This window comes from Aquabacterium parvum (assembly GCF_001447195.1).
In the GTDB taxonomy this organism is placed as follows: Bacteria; Pseudomonadota; Gammaproteobacteria; order Burkholderiales; family Burkholderiaceae_C; genus Aquabacterium; species Aquabacterium parvum.
In genome coordinates this window covers 1-2,552 of record NZ_LFRI01000443.1, presented here as the reverse complement: position 1 = coordinate 2,552, position 2,552 = coordinate 1, and the positions used below count along the sequence as shown (strand labels likewise).

Sequence of the window (2,552 nt, the reverse complement as noted above, 5' to 3'; positions counted from 1 at the left end):
AGTTGGTCCCACTCCTTCCCATCCCGAACAGGACAGTGAAACGACTCAGCGCCGATGATAGTGCGGATTCCCGTGTGAAAGTAGGACATCGTCAGGCTACTTACTCCAACAAAGCCCCTGCTCTGCAGGGGCTTTGTCATTTCCGGCCGGCGGTTTTCCCCCGCTTGTCTTGCCCACTGTCCGGCATGTTTGGCTGGCTGGGGTATCATCCTCCCCATGTTTGACGTCCTCGCCTATTTGTACGAAACCTATTGGCGCCCGGACGCATGCCCGGATGCAGGGCAACTCGTCAAGAAGCTATCGGCTGTCGGGTTCGAGTCCGAGGAAATCAATGACGCGCTGGCGTGGTTGGACGGCCTTCAATCGGTCAAGCACAACCTCGCCATGCCTCCGGCATCGAGGTCTCTGCGCGTCTACGTGCCACAAGAGCTCGATTTGTTGGGAACAGAGGCCTTGGGCTTCCTTCACTTTCTCGAAGGTGCCGGCGTGCTGACTCCCGCGCTGCGAGAGGTGGTGTTGGACCGCGTGCTCGCCATCCCCCGAGGCCCGGTTACCCTGGAGGACTTCAAGGTTCTTCTGCTGTTGGTGTTCTGGAGCCTGGGGGAAGAGCCGGACGCCCTCATCCTGGACGAGCTGTTCGTCGATGATGCGGATCGCCTGATTCATTGACCCACTGCGGTCCATTGGCTTGAGTCCTGATCGTCTTTCCGGCGAAACGCTCAAGCTTGGCTGTCGCATGCCGAAAATCATGAGGTGTCAACAGGCTCGGTTTCAGGCCGAGTGCACCCATGACTTCGCAGCAGATTGGCCCAGCCATCGTTTCTCCATCGCAAGCAGCGTTTTGCTCTGCCATCTTTTTGCGGGGGCGACACCTTGCCGTGCGCATGTTGGCTTCTTTGACTTTGGTTTTCGGGATCTCTGGCTGCGATCAATTGGGCCTGGACACGCCAGCCAAAGCTGCTGAGAGAAAACAAGCCGAAGCCAAAGCGGTCGGCAGCGCTTGCAGGCACGCCATGCGAGCCATTGAGGATTGTTATGTTCTCAATCCGAAGGCAGACAAGTCTTCGGTTTTTGCCGGATGGCGAGAGATGGACGAGTACATGCGCGAGAACAAGCTGGAGGGCGTGACCCCAGTGGTCCCGCGCCCGGCACCAGCGGCTTCCAAGCCTCCTCCTGCTGATCAGGGCGATGAGGAGGAGGACGATGGCCACGGAGAGGGCAAGGGCGGCAAGGCCGCCAGTCATTGAGCCGCTGTCGGGCCTCAACTCGTTGGAAGATGGCCGCTCGGGGGCGGGGGATGCCCCCATTGGCAGACAATGGCCGCATGACGTCGGAAGCCGCACCGCTTGATTCGCTGCTTGATCCGAGGCTGCGCGCGCATCCCGCCTTTCGCCGGGGCATGGGCGACATGGCTCGGGTTCTGCCAGGCATGCTTGCCTGGGGCTTGGTCACAGGGGGCGCCATGACCACCTCGGGGCTGCCTTTGCCCATCGTGCTGTTGATGAGCTTGTTGGTGTTCGCTGCCAGCGCGCAGCTCTCGGCGGTGCCCTTGATGCTGGTGGGCGCGCCCCTTTGGTTGATCTGGCTGACTGCCTTGTGCGTGAACCTGCGCTTCGTGATCTTCAGTGCGCAATTGAGGCCGCACATGATGACGCTGGCGTTGAGGTGGCGGTTGATGGCGGGGTACCTCAGTGCGGATGTCACGTACGTATTGACGGTGCATCGCCACGGAGAGGATGAGCCGGCCAGCGGTTCAAACCCTGAGCCTTTGGCATATTTCCTGGGCGTTGCCATCGTCAACTGGCTTGGCTGGAACGTTGCGTCGTTGCTGGGGATTGCGTTCGCGTCCCAGGTTCCGCAGGAGTGGGGCTTGGGCTTCGCTGGCTCGCTTGCTCTGTTGGCTTTGCTGGTGACGCTGATCAAGGACGGACGAGGGCTTTTTGCGGCCTTGGTTGCTGCCGTGACGGCTGTGGCTGCCTGGGGTATGCCCATGCGCTTGCACATCGTCGTCGCCATTTTGGTGGCGGTGGCGGCGGGCCTGGTTCTGGAGCGCTGGGTGCCCAGGGCTGAGCCGGGAGCCCGCAATTGACGGAGCATCGGGAGGTGCCAGGGCCTTCATCTTTGCGCTTGGTACAAGCGGCACGGTTGGCGCCGATGTCTCCGGATCGAGGGAGGATGCGATGGATGTGATTTTGTGGGGGGCGCCGCTGTGGATGGTGCTGGCGGTGCTGGGTTTGATGGGGCTGTCTGCGGTGACGCGGGCCTTCTTCTTCCTGACACGCGAGCCGATTCGTTTGCCGCCTTGGGCCATGCAGGGCCTGAAGTACGCGCCTTTGGCCGCCTTGGCCGCGATCATCGCGCCTGAAATTGTTCTGCCCTTGTCTGGCAGTGAGACGGCGTGGCTCGACCCTAAGTGGTCGGCCCTGCAAAACTGCCACATCCTCGATGAACACTGATCAAACCTGGCAACTGGGGATGGTCAGAACTCCCAGGTTTGTGTGCAATGACGCTCAGTTTCTGGGAGTTTTGAGGACCTGAAGATGAGCACACCC

General features: G+C 60.9%; 4 protein-coding genes and 1 rRNA gene. All 5 read left to right on the top strand.

The features are described from left to right. A 5S ribosomal RNA gene (rrf, locus tag ABG80_RS17580) occupies positions 1–97 on the top strand; the annotation flags it as partial. Positions 98–216: 119 nt separating this feature from the next. Then, a complete protein-coding gene (locus ABG80_RS17575; protein WP_058088914.1) occupies positions 217–669 on the top strand; it encodes a DUF494 family protein in 453 nt (150 codons plus the stop codon). A gap of 119 nt (positions 670–788) precedes the next feature. After that, positions 789–1,247 (top strand): hypothetical protein, encoded by a 459-nt coding sequence (locus tag ABG80_RS21635; protein ID WP_235513928.1) that lies wholly within the window; start codon positions 789–791, stop codon positions 1,245–1,247. Between the two features lie 77 nt (positions 1,248–1,324). Continuing rightward, positions 1,325–2,089, top strand: coding sequence for an AzlC family ABC transporter permease (locus ABG80_RS17570; RefSeq protein WP_058088915.1), 765 nt, complete (start codon positions 1,325–1,327; stop codon positions 2,087–2,089). A 91-nt stretch (positions 2,090–2,180) separates the two neighbouring features. Beyond that, positions 2,181–2,456 (top strand): AzlD domain-containing protein, encoded by a 276-nt coding sequence (locus ABG80_RS17565; RefSeq protein ID WP_058088913.1) that lies wholly within the window; start codon positions 2,181–2,183, stop codon positions 2,454–2,456. Positions 2,457–2,552: the final 96 nt, after the last annotated feature.

What these genes read in the sequence shown, in the direction of transcription:
- ABG80_RS17575 (WP_058088914.1), top strand. Translation starts at nt 217, where the DNA reads ATGTTTGACGTCCTCGCCTATTTGTACGAAACCTATTGGCGCCCGGAC.
- ABG80_RS21635 (WP_235513928.1), top strand. Translation starts at nt 789, where the DNA reads ATGACTTCGCAGCAGATTGGCCCAGCCATCGTTTCTCCATCGCAAGCA.
- ABG80_RS17570 (WP_058088915.1), top strand. Translation starts at nt 1,325, where the DNA reads ATGACGTCGGAAGCCGCACCGCTTGATTCGCTGCTTGATCCGAGGCTG.
- ABG80_RS17565 (WP_058088913.1), top strand. Translation starts at nt 2,181, where the DNA reads ATGGATGTGATTTTGTGGGGGGCGCCGCTGTGGATGGTGCTGGCGGTG.